Annotated in this window: 15 protein-coding genes; 5 read left to right on the top strand and 10 right to left on the bottom strand. The window is 75.2% G+C overall.

Features of this window, described 5'->3' with window-relative positions; genetic code table 11:
* Positions 1–6: 6 nt before the first annotated feature.
* From WAB14_RS04555 to WAB14_RS04545, 3 genes are all read left to right on the top strand, one after another.
* On the top strand, positions 7–915 hold the full coding sequence (locus tag WAB14_RS04555; RefSeq protein ID WP_340267835.1) for a hypothetical protein: 909 nt from the start codon (positions 7–9) through the stop codon (positions 913–915).
* Positions 916–1039: 124 nt separating this feature from the next.
* On the top strand, positions 1040–2542 hold the full coding sequence (locus tag WAB14_RS04550) for a DUF1800 domain-containing protein (protein ID WP_340267833.1): 1503 nt from the start codon (positions 1040–1042) through the stop codon (positions 2540–2542).
* A 10-nt stretch (positions 2543–2552) separates the two neighbouring features.
* Positions 2553–3845 carry a DUF1501 domain-containing protein gene (locus tag WAB14_RS04545; protein ID WP_340267831.1) on the top strand — a complete coding sequence of 431 codons (1293 nt, stop codon included), beginning with the start codon at positions 2553–2555 and terminating at the stop codon, positions 3843–3845.
* 11 nt (positions 3846–3856) lie between these two features.
* Here WAB14_RS04545 and WAB14_RS04540 read toward each other — a convergent pair whose 3' ends face one another.
* The 3 genes from WAB14_RS04540 to fdxA form a co-directional block, all read right to left on the bottom strand.
* Complete coding sequence (locus WAB14_RS04540) at positions 3857–5149, bottom strand: citrate synthase (protein ID WP_340267829.1); 1293 nt, start codon at positions 5147–5149, stop codon at positions 3857–3859.
* A gap of 62 nt (positions 5150–5211) precedes the next feature.
* Positions 5212–6372: a succinyldiaminopimelate transaminase gene (gene dapC, locus WAB14_RS04535; protein WP_340267827.1), complete on the bottom strand. Its 1161-nt coding sequence runs from the start codon at positions 6370–6372 to the stop codon at positions 5212–5214.
* 3 nt (positions 6373–6375) lie between these two features.
* A complete protein-coding gene (gene fdxA / locus WAB14_RS04530) occupies positions 6376–6702 on the bottom strand; it encodes a ferredoxin (protein ID WP_336922981.1) in 327 nt (108 codons plus the stop codon).
* 71 nt (positions 6703–6773) lie between these two features.
* Here fdxA and WAB14_RS04525 point away from each other — a divergent pair, with 71 nt between their 5' ends.
* Positions 6774–7013: a putative acetyltransferase gene (locus tag WAB14_RS04525; protein ID WP_340267821.1), complete on the top strand. Its 240-nt coding sequence runs from the start codon at positions 6774–6776 to the stop codon at positions 7011–7013.
* Here WAB14_RS04525 and WAB14_RS04520 read toward each other — a convergent pair.
* The 5 genes from WAB14_RS04520 to mshB all read right to left on the bottom strand — a co-directional run bounded on the left by WAB14_RS04520 (position 6985) and on the right by mshB (position 12809).
* Entirely contained in the window at positions 6985–8727 is a 1743-nt protein-coding gene (locus WAB14_RS04520) for a VanW family protein (RefSeq protein WP_340267819.1), read from the bottom strand. The genes WAB14_RS04525 and WAB14_RS04520 overlap by 29 nt on opposite strands.
* Before the next feature lie 62 nt (positions 8728–8789).
* Positions 8790–9278 (bottom strand): flavin reductase family protein, encoded by a 489-nt coding sequence (locus WAB14_RS04515; RefSeq protein ID WP_340267817.1) that lies wholly within the window; start codon positions 9276–9278, stop codon positions 8790–8792.
* Positions 9275–9712, bottom strand: coding sequence for a hypothetical protein (locus WAB14_RS04510; protein WP_340267815.1), 438 nt, complete (start codon positions 9710–9712; stop codon positions 9275–9277). The genes WAB14_RS04515 and WAB14_RS04510 overlap by 4 nt, the downstream gene beginning before the upstream one ends.
* A 9-nt stretch (positions 9713–9721) precedes the next feature.
* Positions 9722–11692, bottom strand: coding sequence for an AAA family ATPase (locus WAB14_RS04505; RefSeq protein WP_340267813.1), 1971 nt, complete (start codon positions 11690–11692; stop codon positions 9722–9724).
* 124 nt (positions 11693–11816) lie between these two features.
* On the bottom strand, positions 11817–12809 hold the full coding sequence (mshB, locus tag WAB14_RS04500; protein WP_340267811.1) for an N-acetyl-1-D-myo-inositol-2-amino-2-deoxy-alpha-D-glucopyranoside deacetylase: 993 nt from the start codon (positions 12807–12809) through the stop codon (positions 11817–11819).
* Positions 12810–12878: 69 nt separating this feature from the next.
* Between mshB and WAB14_RS04495 the strand changes: the two genes are divergently transcribed.
* Positions 12879–13505: a hypothetical protein gene (locus tag WAB14_RS04495; protein WP_340267809.1), complete on the top strand. Its 627-nt coding sequence runs from the start codon at positions 12879–12881 to the stop codon at positions 13503–13505.
* Positions 13506–13516: 11 nt separating this feature from the next.
* Here the strand turns inward: WAB14_RS04495 and WAB14_RS04490 are convergent, their stop codons facing one another.
* Both WAB14_RS04490 and typA read right to left on the bottom strand, forming a co-directional pair.
* On the bottom strand, positions 13517–14086 hold the full coding sequence (locus WAB14_RS04490; protein WP_340267807.1) for a hypothetical protein: 570 nt from the start codon (positions 14084–14086) through the stop codon (positions 13517–13519).
* 66 nt (positions 14087–14152) lie between these two features.
* Entirely contained in the window at positions 14153–16066 is a 1914-nt protein-coding gene (gene typA, locus WAB14_RS04485) for a translational GTPase TypA (protein ID WP_340267805.1), read from the bottom strand.
* Positions 16067–16069: the final 3 nt, after the last annotated feature.

Genomic DNA, 16069 nt, shown 5'->3' with positions numbered 1-16069 from the left:
CCCGGAGTGCCCCCCGCCGCGCGCGGCCTGCTCGTCGCCGTCGTCCTCGTCGTCCTCGTCGTGGGGCTCGTCGTCGGTGCAGGTGCCCTGCTCGCCGGCCTCCTGCGCCCCGGCGAGCTCGCGGCGCAGGAGCGCTGCCGCGCCGAGGTGGCCTCGCCCGACGACCCCGACGTGCTGCTGTCGGCCTCGCTGGCACCGGACCAGACGGCGAACGCCGCCCTCGTCGTGGGGCTGGCCAACCGGCGCGGCCTGCCCGCGCGGGCGGCGACGATCGGCGTCGCGACGGCCATCCAGGAGTCGGGCCTGCGCAACATCGACTACGGCGACCGGGACTCCCTCGGGCTGTTCCAGCAGCGGCCGTCGCAGGGCTGGGGCAGCGAGGCGCAGGTGCAGGACCCGGTGTACTCGACCGGGGCGTTCTACGACGCCCTGGTCGAGGTCGACGGGTGGCAGGACCTCGAGGTCACCGTCGCCGCGCAGGAGGTGCAGCGCAGCGGGTTCCCCGAGGCGTACGCCGACCACGAGCCCGAGGGCCGCGCGCTCGCCTCGAGCCTCTACGGGCTGTCGGAGGCGAGCCTGTGGTGCGAGCTGCGACCGGTCGAGGAGCCGGGCGACCCCGCCGCCGCGCTCGACGGGCTGCTCGCCGCGCTCGACCCGGCGGGCCCACCGGGCTGGCAGGTGGCGGCCACCCCGGGCGACGGGACGGTCGTCCTCGCCGCCACGGGCGCGCAACCGGAACGGGCCGCGTGGGCCCTCGCGCAGTCCGTGGTGGCGCACGCCGCCGCCCACGACGTCGTCGGGGTCCGGACCGGCGGGTCGGCGTGGTCCCGCGACGACGGCACGGCGGGCTGGGTCGACGCCGAGCCGGTCGAGGCCGGGACGGTCGTGGTGGAGGTCGCGGCCGCCGGGGCGTGAGGTGCGGCGCCGCCGTGCGGGTGAGTCGCACGGCGGCGGGCTACAGGTCCGTCGGCTCCGCCCGACGACGTAGCGGACGCCGCAGCCACCGGGACACCCCCGGCGCACCGGCGCGGAGGTGGACGTGGCGACGACGACGACGCCCACCCGCAAGGTGCGCCGCACCCGCTGGCGGGCGCGGCGCCCCGTCCCGCTGAGCCCCGCCCCCGCCCGCGACGTCGAGCACCTGCTGCGGCGCGCGACGTACGGGCCGACCCCGGCCAGCCTCAGCGAGGCCCGTCGGCTCGGCGCCGCCGCGTGGGTCGAGGCGCAGCTGCGGCCCGCGTCGCTGCCCGACCCCGTCGGCGACCTCGTCGACGCCGCGCACCCCGGTCTCTTCCTGCCGGTGGCCGAGGCGAGGGTGCACTACGCGGACAAGTTCTGGGTGATGGGCCGGGAGCTGGTGCGCTGGCGCCTCCACCGCTCGGCGTGGAGCAGCCGCCAGCTCCACGAGGTGATGAGCGACCTCGTGCACAACCTCGTCAACGTCCCCGTCGGGCCGGACAACGCGACGGGTCACACGCTGCACCGCTACCACCACGACGTCGTGCGGCGGCACTGCCTCGGTGCGTTCGCCGACCTCCTCGTGGCGAGCGCGGAGCACCCCGCGATGCTCCACTACCTCAACGCGAACACGTCGACGCGGACGAGGCCGAACGAGAACTACGCCCGTGAGCTGCTCGAGCTCCACAGCGTCGGCGTCGGCGCGCACACCGAGGAGGACGTCAGAGCCGTCGCGCTGCTCCTCACCGGGTGGCGGACCCGGTCCCCGTGGCAGGCGGAGCCGGCGGGCGTCGAGCCGTACGCGGCGTGGTTCGACACGAGTCGGCACCACGTCGGTCCCGTCACGGTCCTCGGGCGCACGTTCACCAACGGCGCGGCCGACGGGCGCGCCGAGATCCGCGGTCTCCTCCGCTGGCTCGCGGCACGCCCCGCGACGGCCCGGCACGTGTGCCGGCGTCTCGCGACGCACTTCGTCGCCGACGAGCCACCGACCGACCTCGTCGACCGCCTCGCCCAGGTGTACCTGTCCTCGGGAACCCGGCTCGACGCCGTCCTGCGCGCGCTCTTCGCCGACCCCGCGTTCGAGGTGGCGACGCGCACGAAGGTCCGTCGTCCGCTCGAGCGCTACCTCGCGACGCTGCGGCTCCTCGTGCCGGTACCGCGCACGGAGCACCTCGCGCACGACGGCGTCCTCTGGCAGTGCCCGCCCGGGCACGTGCCGCTGTCGTGGGGGCCGCCGGACGGCTACCCCGACACCGCGGCGGAGTGGCGCTCGGCCGGGCAGGCGCTCGCGCACGTGACGTCGGCGAACCAGCTGCTGCGCGGCTGGATCCCCGTCACGGGCACCCCGCTGCTCGACGCCGTCCTCGCCACCGACGCCCGCGACGTCGCCACGATCACCGACGAGGTGGCACGGCGGGTGCTCCTGCGCCCCGCGACGTCGAGCGACGTCGAGGCCGTCCGCCGCCTCCTCGCGGCCTCCCCGCTGCCGCCGGCGCCGTGGCGGGACGGCTGGGACCGCCACCGCGCCGTGTGGTGGACCGCGGTCCTCCTGCTCTCCCACCCCCGTGTCGTCGACCGCTGAAGGACCCGTCGTGCCACCCACCACCGCCCCGCACCCGGCCACCGGCACCTGCCCCGACGCCTGCTCCGAGACCACGACCGCCGGGTTGTCCCGCCGGGGCCTGCTCCGCATGGCCGCGGGCGCCGCGCTCGGCGCCGCCCTCACGACGGGCACGACCCTCGGCGGCGCCCGTGTCGCCGTGGCGGCGACCGCCGCCCCCGCGGACGTCCTCGTCGTGCTGTCCCTGCGCGGCGGCATGGACGGGCTGTCGCTCGTCGTGCCCAGCGGCGACCCGGACCTGCAGCGCTGGCGGCCGGGCATCGCCGTCCCCGGCAGCACCCTCAAGCGCGTCGACGGCATGTTCGGCCTCCACCCCGCCCTCGCGCCCCTGTACCCCCTGTGGGACGCGGGGCGCCTCGGTGCCGTCCACGCGTGCGGCATGCCCGCGGCGAACCGGTCGCACTTCGAGGCGATGGAGGAGATGGAGGAGGCGGCCCCGGGCAGCCACCTGCGGACGGGGTGGATCGACCGCATGGTCGGCGTCGCGGGCGGCGGCTCCGCCTTCGCCGCCACCCAGCTCGGCTCGACGGCGGCGCCGGCCGCCCTGCGGGGCCCGGCGCCGGAGGTGGTCGCGCAGTCGCTCGCCACCCTCGGCATCCAGGTCGACGACGCGCTGCCGCTGAGCGCGTGGGAGTCGGCCCTCGGCCACCTCCACCGCAGCGAGCGCCCGGACGTCGCCGCCGCCACGCAGGCCGGCCTCGCCGCCGCGGCCCGGGCGGGTGCGCTGCCCCCTGCGGGGGCGGGCTACCCGGCGGGGCGGCTCGGGACGGCGCTCGCCGACGTCGCCCGCCTCGTCCGCGCCGACGTCGGCCTGCGGGTCGCGACGGTCGACCACGGCAACTGGGACATGCACTCCGGACTCGGCTCCCCCGAGCCCGGACGGTGGATGTACGACCAGGTCGCCACCCTCGCCGCCGCCCTCGCGGCCTTCGCCGCCGACCTCGGTCCGCTGCTCTCGCGGGTCGTCGTCGTCACGTTGTCGGAGTTCGGCCGCCGCGCGCAGCAGAACGACTCCGGCCGCGTCGACCACGGCTACGGCAACGCGGTCCTCGTGCTGGGTGGCGGGGTGGTCGGCGGCCGGGTGCACGGCCGCTGGCCCGGCCTCGCGGCGGACCGGCTCGTCGACGGCGACCTCGCCGTGACGACCGACTACCGGCAGGTGCTGGCGGAGCTGCTGAGCGTCCGCTGCGCGGTGCCGTCGGTGACGACGAGCGTGTTCCCGGGCCTCGTCGCCGCGCCGCTCGGGCTCGCGCGACGCGGCTGAGCCGTCGACCCCTACCGGGCCCCGATCTCCGTGTAGTCGCGCTCCGTCGCCCCGGTGTAGACCTGCCGCGGACGGCCGATCTTCGTCGCCGGGTCGTTGATCATCTCGCGCCACTGGGCGATCCAGCCGGGCAGGCGCCCGATCGCGAAGAGGACCGTGAACATCTTCGTGGGGAAGCCCATGGCCTGGTACAGCAGGCCGGTGTAGAAGTCGACGTTGGGGTAGAGTTTCCGCTCGACGAAGTAGTCGTCGCCGAGCGCGATCTCCTCCAGCCGCTTGGCGATCTCGAGCAGCTCGTTGCCCTCGGTCTTCGCGAGCATCTCGTCGGCAGTCGTCTTGATGATCGCCGCGCGGGGGTCGTAGTTCTTGTAGACCCGGTGCCCGAAGCCCATGAGCCGGACGCCGGGCTCCTTGTCCTTCACCTTCCGCATGAAGGACTCGACGGTCTCGTCGGAGTCGCGGATCGTCTCGAGCATCTCGAGCACGGCCTGGTTCGCCCCGCCGTGGAGGGGACCGAACAGGGCGTTGATGCCGGCGGACACGCTCGCGAAGAGGTTGGCGTGGCTGGAGCCGACGAGACGCACCGTCGACGTCGAGCAGTTCTGCTCGTGGTCGGCGTGGAGGATGAAGAGCTGGTCGAGCGCCTTCACCGTGAGCGGGTCCGCGTCGTACGGCTCGGCGGGCAGGCCGAAGGTCATGCGGAGGAAGTTCTCCACCAGCGACAGGGAGTTGTCGGGGTAGAGGAACGGCTGCCCGATGCTCTTCTTGTACGCGTACGCGGCGATCGTCGGCAGCTTCGCGAGCAGCCGGACGGTGGAGATCTCGACCTGCTCGGGGTCGAACGGGTCGAGGGCGTCCTGGTAGAAGGTCGACAGCGCCGACACCGCGCTCGACAGGACCGGCATGGGGTGCGCGTCCCGGGGGAAGCCGTCGAAGAAGCGCTTGAGGTCCTCGTGGAGCATCGTGTGCCGCTGCACGCGGGTCGTGAACTCGTCGAGCTCGGACTGCGTCGGCAGCTCGCCGTAGATCAGCAGGTAGGAGACCTCGAGGAACGTCGAGCGCTCCGCGAGCTGCTCGATGGGGTACCCGCGGTAGCGGAGGATGCCCTCGCCGCCGTCGATGTAGGTGACGGCGGAGCGGCACGAGGCGGTGTTGACGAACCCGGTGTCGAGGGTCACCTTGCCGGTCGTCGCGAGGAGCTTGGCGATGTCGAGGCCGGAGGCGCCCTCGGACGCCTCGACCACCGGCAGCTCGAGGCGGTCCCCCGGGCCGTCGATCGCGTACGTCTGCTGGGCGTCGGGCATCGCTGCTCCTGTCGCGTTCTCGGCTGGTGCGGGCGTGGTGCGGGCTGGGTGCGGACGAGACGTTACCCGCTGGTCACCACCGGGGCCGCGCCCAGGCGCTCCGCCGCCGCGCGGATGCGCTCGTCGGAGGCGGTGAGCGCCACCCGGACGTGACCGACGCCACGCGGGCCGTAGAAGTCCCCCGGGGCCACGAGCACGCCGGCCTCGGCCAGCCGCGCCACGAGGTCCCAGCACGACGCCCCGGTGCCCTCCGGTGCCCGCGCCCACAGGTAGAGGCCCGCCTCGGAGTCGTCGACGACGAGCCCGGCGGCCAGCAGCGCCGGCAGGAGCACCGCCCGGCGGGCCGCGTACCGGGCCTTCTGCTCGGCGACGTGCGCGTCGTCGGACAGCGACGCGACGAGCGCCGCCTGGACGGGGGCCGGGACGATCATCCCCGCATGGCGGCGGACCTCGACGAGCCCTCGGACGACGGCGGGGTCGCCGGCGACGAACGCCGCGCGGTACCCGGCGAGGTTCGACCGCTTCGACGCCGAGCACACTGCGAGCACCCCGGTGAGGTCGCCGCCGGTGACCCGCGGGTCGAGGACGCTCGGCACCTGACGCCCGCCCTGGTCGGGGTCCCACTGCGCGGTCCAGCCGAGGTCGGCGTAGCACTCGTCGGAGGCGACGACGGCGCCGCGCTCGCGCGCCCACGCGACGACCTTCGCGAGGTGCTCGACGCCGAGGACCCGCCCGGTGGGGTTCGCGGGGCTGTTGAGCCACACGAGCCGCACGGCGCGGTCCGGCCCGAGCGCGGTCGTGGCGTCGGCCGCGACCGGGGTCGCGCCCGCGAGGCGCGCGCCCACGTCGTACGTCGGGTACGCCACCTCGGGGTGGACGACGACGTCGCCCGCGCCGAGCCCCAGCATCGTCGGCAGCCACGCGACGAGCTCCTTGGAGCCGATGCTCGGCATGACGCCGAGCCCGGGCAGCGGCCCGGTCCCCCGTACCCGCTCGAACCACGCACGGACGGCGTCGGCCACCGCGGGCACCCCCGCGACCGTCGGGTAGCCGGGTGCGTCGGCCGCGGCGGCGAGGGCCTCCTGCAGGAACGCCGGGGTGGGGTCGACGGGGGTGCCGACGCTGAGGTCGACCACCCCGTCCGGGTGGGCGCGGGCGCGCTCCGCGTAGGGGCGCAGCCGGTCCCAGGGGAACTCCGGCAGCGTCCTCGGGTCAGTCGCCACGACTCACTCGTCGTGCTCCTGCGGCGGCAGGGCGGCGACGACGGGGTGGTCGAAGTCGAGCGCGCCGGTCTTGGCCGCACCCCCCGGCGAGCCGAGCTCGCTGAAGAACTCGACGTTGGCGTCGTAGAACGGCTTCCACTGCTCGGGGACGTCGTCCTCGTAGTAGATCGCCTCGACGGGGCACACCGGTTCGCAGGCGCCGCAGTCGACGCACTCGTCCGGGTGGATGTACAGCGACCGCTTGCCTTCGTAGATGCAGTCGACAGGGCATTCCTCGATGCAGGCCTTGTCCTTGAGGTCGACGCACGGCTGGGCGATGACGTAGGTCACGGGAGCTCCTCGGCGGTTGCGGTCGGGCGGGCCGCGGGTCCCCCGCGGCGGCGGTCCCTAGGATGCCGGACGTGGACCCCGCTGTCGTGGCCGCCCTGCCGGGCTGGGTCGGGCGGCGTGTCGTGGTCCGCCACCTGCTGCCCGACGGCCGGGCCACGGACGCCCTCGGGACGCTCGTGCAGGTGGACGACGACGCGCTCGTCGTGCACCGGGACCGGGTCGGCACCGACGTGGTCGTGGCCCTCGCCGACGTCCTCCTCGCGAAGCCGGTGCCGCCGCGGGCTACGCGTCCGGGTCCTCCCCGCAGATGATGCGGTCGCCGGTGGAGTAGCGCCACGTGTTCGTCTCGCGCTTGACCTCCTCGCCGGTGTCGAGGTCCTTCCAGATGCGGGTGGTGTCGACCGTGAACCCGGTGTTGGCGGCCTGCGGCTCGCAGTCGGGCGAGTCGTCGTACGTGACGCCACCCTCCTCCACGTCGCGGCGCGGGGACGTGACGGACTCCACGTCCCACGTCTTCGTGCCCCAGAACGTCACCGTGATCTCGCCGCCCCCGACCGAGGCGTCGACGAGGATGCCGGTGTCGGTGTCGTTGCGGAAGCGCATGTCGACGGGCGGGGAGTAGTTGAGCGTCGACTCCCGCCCCACGGGGTAGCGGGAGATGTAGTAGCTGTGGGGCTTGAAGTCGAGGACCTCGAGCCCGGCGAAGAACGCCGCGTTGTACGTGGTCGTCGCGACCTGCGACACGCCGCCGCCGACCCCCTCGGTGAAGCGGCCGTTGCTGATGACGCCGGCGGCCTGGTAGCCCTTCGCACGGGTGCGCTCGCCGAGGATCTCGTTGAGGTCGAACACGTCGCCCGGTTCCAGGAGGGTCCCGCGGATGGTCTCGGCGGCCACGCGGAGGTTGTTCGTGCGGGGCGGGTTGTCCGGGTACGGCGTGGAGAACGTCGAGACGACCTCGGTGATGCCGAGGGCCTCGACCTCCGCCGTCGTGGTCTCCGGCTCGACGACGGCGTCCTCGACGACGGCGCGGCGCTCGGCGTCCGGCGCGAGCGCGGGCAGGGCCGCGGCCGCGAGCTCCTCCGGCGGCAGCGTGAGGCCGTTGCGGGCCGGCACGATCTCGGGCCTGCCACCGGACAGGCGGACCGAGGCGTCCCGGGGCTCGGCCTCGAGCTCCGGGTCGGCGGCGAGCAGCGCCTCCCGCAGCGCCGCCCCGTCGACCGTGAGGGCGAGGTCGCCGCCGGTCGGGCTCATCGCGAGCGCGGGGGCGAGGGCCGCCGGTTCCAGCGCGACCTCGCGCTCGTCGACGACGACCGTGAGCGGCGCGGCGAGCGCGGCCTCGGCGACCTGCACCGCGGCGTCGGTCTCGGCCTGCGTGACGTCGACGGGGACCGTGTCCGCCGGCAGGACGATCGGCTCGTCCGCCGCGAACCAGCGCTCCTCGACGAGGTCGGCGGCGGCGACGACGTCGAGCGCACGGCCCTCGACGGGGTCGCCGGCGACGACGTCGGTGCCGTCGAACGCGACGGTGCCGTCGACCGGTTCGCGGTCGGTCCGCGCCGCGACGTCCTCGAGGGCGGCGGTGAGCGCGGCGTCGTCCGCCGTGGTCTCGACCGGCAGGCGCCCGGCGCCCACGACGTGGCGCCACATCCGCTGCGGCGCGAGGGAGAACCCCGTGACGGAGTCGACGGTCGCCTCGAGGTCGAGCCCGAGTCCGGCCTCGGTGGGGTCGAGGAGGTCGGTGTCGTCGTCGACCTGCACGGGCACGGGCTCGGCGGCGGCCTGCCCGACGGAGGCCTCGAGGCGCGCGACGGCGTCGGCGGCGGAGAGCCCCCCGACGTCCTCCCCCGCGACCGTGGTGCCGAACGGGACCCGGTCGGCGAGGGCGTACGCGGCCCCGACGTAGACCCCTGCGAGGACGACGAGCACGGCGAGGACCGCGAGCACGATCCCGCGACGGCCACGGCGGCCGGCGTCGGCGCCGGGGTCGCCGACGGGCTGTCGGAGGGACTCGGTCCGGGCACTCATGGGATCTCCGCGTGTCGTCGCGCGCGGGGGCGCTGCTGCCCCCCGCAGCTGCCCAGGATAGGTCAGCCGGGCGACAGCCCCCGGTACGCCGACGCGAACCACAGCAGCGGGTCCGCGGCCGGGGCGTCCCCGCCGACGCCACGGACCTCGGCGACGACCACGGTGTGCGTGGCGACGGGGTGGGCTGCGACGACCTCGCACTCGAACGTCGCGAGCGCCCCGTCGACCAGCGGAACGCCGAGGACCGGGCCGCTGTGGTGCGGCACGCGGTCGAGCTGACCGAGGGAGGGCCGGCCGCGGGTCGCGAGCCACGCGGCGACCGGCTGCTGGTCCGCGGCCAGCACGCTCACGCCGAGCCGCCCCTCCTCCAGGGCGGCGTCGTGCACCCTCGCGTCCTGCTCGAGGCACACGAGCAGGGTCGGCGGCTCGAGGCTCACCGACGCGACGGCGTTGGCCGTCATGGCGTGGGGGTGCCGTCCCGGGACGGTCACGACGGTGACACCGGTGGCGAAGCGGGCGACGGCGCTGCGGTACTCCTGCGGGTCCGTCACGTGCCCGGCCCCCGGGCGGCCATCGCCCGTGCCGCCCGCGCCGCCTCGACCGCACCGAGCAGCGGCGCGGCGAACGCGGGCAGCAGGACGGCGACGAGCAGCCACACGGTCGTCACGGGCAGGCCGGTGAGGACGAGGTCGCCCTCGGGCGTCGGGGGCAGGAGGACGAGCAGACCGGCGAGCCGACCGGCGACGAGCGCGAGCAGGTGCGCGGTGGGTCCCGGCCGGGCGCGAGGCGGGACCGCCGCGGCAACGGCCACGTCGGTCGCGACCACGAGGGCGAGCGCGAGGAGCAGCCCCGTCGGCACGAGCACGCCGAGGACCTCCGTGCGGGCGAGGTGCTGCGCGGTGCCGAGCCACACGGTGAGGACGCCGAGCAGGCCGACCGCGGCGAGCCGGCCCACCGCGGCGGGGGTCAGCGGAGGGCGGGGCACCCGCCCAGGCTAGGCGTCGGCGACACCGGCGGGCTCACGGGCGTCGCGGTGGTGACGGAGGTCGACGACGCGCACGGGCTCGGGCTCCCCCGTCCGGGCCGCCGCCTCGAGCACGTCGGTGATCTCGTGCCCGATGAGCTCGTGCCGCTCGAGGAGGGCGTCGCGCAGGGCCGCGACGAGGTGCCGGTTCGCCGCGAGGAGCCCGCGGGTGCGGGCCTTCTGGGCGTGGAGCAGCCGGTCGACCTCCGTGCGCGCCTCCCGGTCGCCTAGCACCCGTGAGGTGAGGGAGCCGCCGAAGGGCCCGCCGCCGGCGCCCGCGAGCGACACGAGGCTGTCGCCCATGCCGGCGGCTCCCACCATCTGCGCGGCGACGTCCGTCGCGTACAGCAGGTCCCCGCCCGGCCCGGTGGAGACGTCGTCGAAGAACAGCTCCTCCGCGACCTGCCCGCCCATGGCGATCTGGACGAGTCCCTCGAGCTCGTGGCGCGAGCGCGTGTAGACGTCGTCCCGGTCGCCGTGGGCGAGCAGGCCGAGGGCGCTCGCCCGCTTGACGATCGTGAGGATCTCCAGTCGCCTGTGGGCCGCGACCAGCCACGCGACCGTCGCGTGGCCGGCCTCGTGCGTCGCGATGAGGCGCTTCTCGTGCTCGGTGTAGCCGACCGGGTGGCCGAGCCCGACCTCGACGAGCAGGCGGGCCTGCTCGACGTCGGCCCACGTCATGGCGCGCGCGCCCCGCTTGACGGCGTTGACGAGGGCCTCGTCGAGCAGGTTCTCGATCATCACGGGGGTGTAGCCCTGGGTGACGCCGCACAGGGCGTCGCGGCGCTCGGGGTCGTCGAGGTCGGGAGTGTGGGCCTTCCGGTCGAGGTAGAAGTCGACGATCTCGCGGCGGCCCGCCTTGTCCGGCGCGTCGAAGGACAGCCTCCGGTCGAAGCGGCCGGGTCGCAGGAGCGCGGGGTCGAGGTTGTCGGCGCGGTTGGTGGCGGCGATGAGGAGGACGTCCGGGGTGGTGGTGCGCGGCCGGCGGATCTGGCGGTGCTCCGGCAGGAGGAGGTTGCACGCGTCGACGAGGCGGGTGAGGAGCTTCTCCCAGCCGGACGGCGTGTCGAAGGACTGCATCTGGACGAGGAGCTCGTTGACGACCCCGCCGACGCCCTCGCTCGTCATGCCGGCGGCGCTGCGGACCAGCCCGGCCGGCTCCGCCGCGGACGCCACCCGCACCTGGTTCCCCGGCGCGCCGGGCAGGCCCTCGAGCCCGCCGCAGCAGGCGGCCGCGGACCCCGGGGCGACCGCCGGGGCGAGGCCCGCAGGGGCGGGGGTCGCGCTCATCCCGCCGCGGACGGTGGCGATGGCGTCGATCTCCTCGATGAAGCCGATGGCGCCGCCCTCGGCGCGCGCCGCCTTGCGGAGCGCGGCGAAGTAGCTGCGGATCTTGCCCGCCGTCGCCCCGTAGTACATCGACTGGAACGACGTGGCCGACACGAACAGGAAGGGGACGCCCGCCTCCTTCGCGAGCGCCTTCGCCGTGTACGTCTTGCCCGTGCCGGGCGGGCCCTCGAAGAGGACCCCGCGCCGGGGGGTGCCGCCGAGCTCGTCGCGGAACGAGCGGCCGGCGAGGAACAGGTCGAGCGTGCGCGAGACCTCGTCGCGGACCGGGCCGAGCCCCTTGACGTCGTCGAGGCGGACGTCGATCTGCTCGGGCCGGTACGTGACGTGCGGGCTGCGCCGGGCGACGAGCTGCATGCCGACGAGGGACACGAGGAGGACGACGAAGAAGAGCCCGACGATGACGTACATCGGGTCGACGTACGGCAGCCGCGGCAGGGCGGGCGCGCCGATGACGGCGCGCCACGTGAGCCACGCGAGGAGCGGGGACAGCCAGAGCGCGACCCGGACGAGGCGACGCTGCCGCAGCCGCTCGCGGGCCACGCCCACGTCGGCGGTCGAGCGGCGCACGGGGGCGGGGGTGGGGCTGCTCACGGTGACCTCCTCGGCGTCCGGGGGCCTGTCGCACCCCCGCCCCTCAGCCTTGCCCGCGGCGCGGGGCGACGACACCCGACCGAACCCGCCCCGGGGCGCTGACCTGCACGGACGTCGTGACGGTTCACCCGGGCGGCGCAGCGTCCGGCACGGTCGGTGACGCACCGTGGACGAGGGCGGTGAGCGCGGCGAGCGGGTCGGCGGCGGTCGTGCGCGGGACCTGTTCCGCGGCGTCCGCGGCGACGGGACGCAGGAGGCGGTAGCGCTCGAGGCCGCTGAGCGGCTGGGGGACGTCGTTCGACAGGACGAAGCGGGCACCGGGTCCTGCCGGCTCCTCCACGGTCACCTGCGTCGGCAGGGCGCGCAGGGCGGCGACCTTCCGCGGCAGCCAGGGCTGCGCGGGCACGGCGGCGTCGAGCCGCTCGGGGGCGACGTAGAGGTGCGGGAGGGGCCCGGTGGGGTCCCACGCCCGCGGGTCGGGGTGCGCCCGCAGCCACGCCCTCAGGTCGTCGAGGTCGCCGGCGGCGGCGAGGACCAGCGGCACGTCCCACGGGGCCTCCGGCGCGTCGGCCGCGAGCTCGACGGCCCGCAGGGCCACCCGGTGGGCCATGACGTGGTCGGGGTGGCCGTACCCGCCGTCCTCGTCGTACGTGAGGACGACGTGGGGACGCTCGCCCGACACCAGGCGCGCGAGCCGGTCCGCCGCCTCGTCGAGGTCGGCGACGGCGAATGCGTCGGGTCGCACGTCCGGGGGGACGCCTGCCCGACCGCCGGGCAGGACGGCCATCCCCGAGTCCCGGTACGTCGGCCACGTCCGCCGCCCGTCGCCCGGCAGGGCGTCGAGCCAGTGGTGGACGACGGCGTCGCCGGGTGCCGCGAGCGCCGCGAGGGCGTCGGCGAGCTCGGTCTCGCGGTGCGTGCCGAGGGTGTCGTCCCGCGCGCTCGTGCGGTGGGCGTGGGCGGCCCCGATGACCTCCCCCTCCTCCCCCCTCGTGCACGTCACGAGCACGACCCGGTGCCCGTGGTCGAGCGCCGCGGCGATCGTGGCGCCCATGGTGAGGGTCTCGTCGTCGGGGTGCGCGTGGACGAGCAGCAGCCGCAGCGCCTCGGGGGTCACGCCGGACAGTCTTCCGGGTGGCGGCACCCCGGGTGGACGTCGTCGCGCCCGCTCGCCAGGGTCGAGGAGGTGGCAGACGACCCGCAGGACCCCGAGGCGGACCCGCGCCGGCAGCGCTGGGAGCGCCGTCTCGCGGTGCCGGTCCTCGTGGCGGCGCTCGTCTCGGTGCCGGCGGTGTGGCTCACGCTGCTGGAGGAGCCGTACGCGACGGTGGGCACCGTCGCGAACTGGCTCGCGGGGGCCGTGCTCGTCGGCGAGACCCTCGTGCTCCTGCTCGTCGGTCGCTCCCGGCTGCGGTGGCTGCGGGAGAACTGGTGGCTCGTGGGGCTCACCCTGCTCACGGTCGCGGCGGTCGTCCTCGCGCTCGGACCGGTCCAGCTGCTCCGGCTCGTGCGCGCCCTCGGCGCGCTGCGGGTGCTGCGGGCGGGCCGGATCGTGTCGGCGGCGCGCAGGGTGCGGCAGCGCGCCGGGCTCAGCAGCCGCTGGTCGGCGGTGCTGACGATCGGCGCGGGCGTCGTCGTCGCCGTCTTCGTCGCCGCGGTCCTGTCGGACCCGACGAGCCGGTCCCGGCTGCTGGTCGAGGACGCCGTGGGCGCCGTCCTCGGTCCGGTCCCGGGGACGGTGCTCGTCGTCGTCGCGGGCCTGCTGCTCGGCGTCGCGACCTTCGTCACGCTGCGCCGGGGCGACGACGACTGAACCGCGCGCGGTCAGTGCGGGACGAGCACCTCCCCCACCCCGAAGACGGTGACGACCCACCCAGCGGCGACGGCCACCCACACGGCGCCCGCGCGGTCGCGGCCGACCAGCAGGGCGAGGAGCCCGCTGAGGAGTGCACCTGCCCCCGCCCCCCACGCGAGCACCACGAGCCACGCGGCCGGTCCGGCCTCCCAGAAGCTCTCTGCCCCCTGCGCTCCTGCGACGTCGAGGGCGACGAGCAGCGCACCGAGGGACGCTGCCACGACCACGACGGCGAGCAGCGTCACCGCGACGAGCCCTGAGCGGCTCGCCGGCCACGCACCGGCCCGGCCGCGACGCCCGAGACCCCGGAGGAGGACGAGGAGCCCCCCGTAGCCCGCGACACCGATGGGCACCACGAACAGGACGAGGTTGAGGAGACGACCCCAGACCGGTACCCCGGAGTCGAGGAGCACCCCGAGGAAGGAGGGGACCGCCGTCAGCAGCGCGCCCAGGAGGACGACGCCACCCGCGACGAACGCGAGGGGGTGCAGCCGGTGGTCGGACCCGTCGCCGGGGCGACGGACGTCGAGCATGTCCATGCCCTCAGCCTCGGGTGGTCCCCCGGCCCGGGCGAGGGACCAAGGTCCCTCGCCCGGGCGGCCCGCTCAGGCCTGCTGCTTGGCGCGTCCCCGTTGCCGGCCGCGCACGACCTGGCTGAGCTCGACCTTGCGGAGCCGGATCGCCTCCGGCGTGATCTCGACGCACTCGTCGTCGCGGCAGAACTCGAGCGCCTGCTCGAGGCTGAGCAGCCGCGGCGGCACGAGCCGCTCGAGCTCGTCGCCGGTCGCCGAGCGCATGTTGGTGAGCTTCTTCTCCTTGGTGATGTTGACGTCCATGTCGTCGGTGCGGGCGTTCTCCCCGACGATCATGCCCTCGTACACCTCGGTCGCGGGCTCGACGAACAGCGTCCCGCGCTCCTGCAGGTTGAACATCGCGAAGCTGGTCGCGACGCCCGACCGGTCGGCGACGAGGGAGCCGTTCTGCCGCGTCACCATCTCCCCGGCCCACGGGCCGTACGAGTCGAAGACGTGGTGGGCGATGCCGGTGCCCCGGGTGTCGGTGAGGAACTGGGTCCGGAAGCCGATGAGGCCGCGGCTGGGGACCTTGAACTCCATCCGCACCCAGCCGGTGCCGTGGTTGCTCATCTGCTCCATGCGGCCCTTGCGGACCGCGAGCAGCTGGGTGACGACGCCGAGGTGCTCCTCGGGCACGTCGATCGTCATGTGCTCGTACGGCTCGTGGACCTTCCCGTCGACCTCGCGGGTGACGACCTGCGGCTTGCCGACGGTGAGCTCGTAGCCCTCCCGGCGCATCTGCTCGACGAGGACGGCGAGGGCGAGCTCGCCGCGGCCCTGCACCTCCCACGCGTCGGGCCGCTCCGTCGGGAGCACCCGCAGCGACACGTTGCCGACGAGCTCCTTGTCGAGACGGTCCTTCACCAGGCGCGCCGTCACCTTCGCCCCGCGTACCCGTCCGGTGAGGGGCGAGGTGTTCGTCCCGATCGTCATGGAGATCGCGGGCTCGTCGACGGTGATGAGCGGCAGCGGCTTCGGGTCCTCGGCGTCGCTGAGGGTCTCCCCGATCATGATGTCGGCGATGCCGGCGACGGCGATGAGGTCGCCGGCGCCCGCGGACTCGACCGGCACGCGCTCGAGCGCCTCCGTCATGAGGAGCTCGGACACCTTGACGCGCTGGACGCTGCCGTCGGTGCGGCACCATGCGAGCTGGTCGTTCTTGCGGATCGTGCCCGAGCGCACGCGGCACAGCGCGAGGCGGCCGAGGAACGGCGAGGCGTCGAGGTTCGTCACGTGCGCCTGCAGCACGCCCTCGCGGGTGTCCGCCGGCGCGGGGATGGTGCGGAGCAGGACGTCGAAGAGCGGCTCGAGGGAGTCGGAGTCGATCGGCTGGAGCTCCTCGGGCCGGGTGAGCGACGCCTTGCCGTCGCGCGCGACGGCGTAGACGACGGGCGTCTCGAGGAGCTGCTCCTCGTCGACCCCGGTCCCGTCTGCGACGTCGAGCATGAGGTCGAACGTCTCGTCGACGACCTCGGCGATGCGGGAGTCGGGCCGGTCGACCTTGTTGACGACGACGACGATCGGCAGGTGGGCCTGCAGGGCCTTGCGGAGGACGAAGCGGGTCTGCGGCAGGGGTCCCTCGGAGGCGTCGACGAGGAGGAGCACGCCGTCGACCATCGACAGGCCGCGCTCGACCTCGCCGCCGAAGTCGGCGTGGCCGGGGGTGTCGACGATGTTGATCGTGACGCCGTCCGGGGCGCCGTGCGCGGCGGCGGCCGGCCCGCGGTACCGGATGGCGGTGTTCTTCGCGAGGATCGTGATGCCCTTCTCGCGCTCGAGGTCGCCGGAGTCCATGACGCGCTCGCGGACGGCGTCGGTCTCCGCCTGGTGGGCGGTGAAGGAGCCGGACTGCCAGAGCATGGCGTCGACGAGGGTGGTCTTGCCGTGGTCGACGTGGGCGACGATCGCGACGTTGCGCAGGTCCGCGCGCAGGGGGCTGGTCACGGG

It is taken from the genome of Aquipuribacter nitratireducens (genome assembly GCF_037860835.1).
Taxonomy (GTDB): Bacteria; Actinomycetota; Actinomycetes; order Actinomycetales; family JBBAYJ01; genus Aquipuribacter; species Aquipuribacter nitratireducens.
This window is presented reverse-complemented; position numbering and strand designations above follow the sequence as displayed.